The following is a 331-nucleotide window of genomic DNA, read 5'->3' on the forward strand; positions in this document are numbered from 1 at the left end:
GCCGCCGACCACGACGCGGTCGCCGATCCGGGTTTCCGCCGAGCTGCCGAGCGGCAACGGTTCGACGTCGAGCTCACCGAGGGCTTGCACCAGCCCGAAGCCGGTTTCGGAATCGAAACCGAGCGCATGGCCTTCGACCACCCGCCCATCGCCGAGGTGCAGCCACACCGATTCCGCCTCGGTGATGAGATAGCCGATGGTGAGCACCAGTCCGTGATCGATCACGACGCCGTTGCCGGCGCGTTCGGTGCCCAGCGTCTCGGCGCTGAAGGCGTCCGGCGGGATGATGGCGTGCAGGCCGACGACGGATGCGAGCGCGCGGTCGAGATCG

Annotated in this window: 1 protein-coding gene; it reads right to left on the reverse strand. The window is 68.9% G+C overall.

Annotation, left to right across the window (positions count from 1 at the left end; genetic code table 11):
- Positions 1-331, reverse strand: a 331-nt coding sequence (locus tag AABA86_RS33710; protein WP_338309810.1) for a S1C family serine protease, incomplete at both ends; no start/stop codon positions are given.

The organism is Bradyrhizobium sp. TM233 (genome assembly GCF_036247965.1).
Lineage (GTDB): Bacteria > Pseudomonadota > Alphaproteobacteria > Rhizobiales > Xanthobacteraceae > Bradyrhizobium > Bradyrhizobium ottawaense.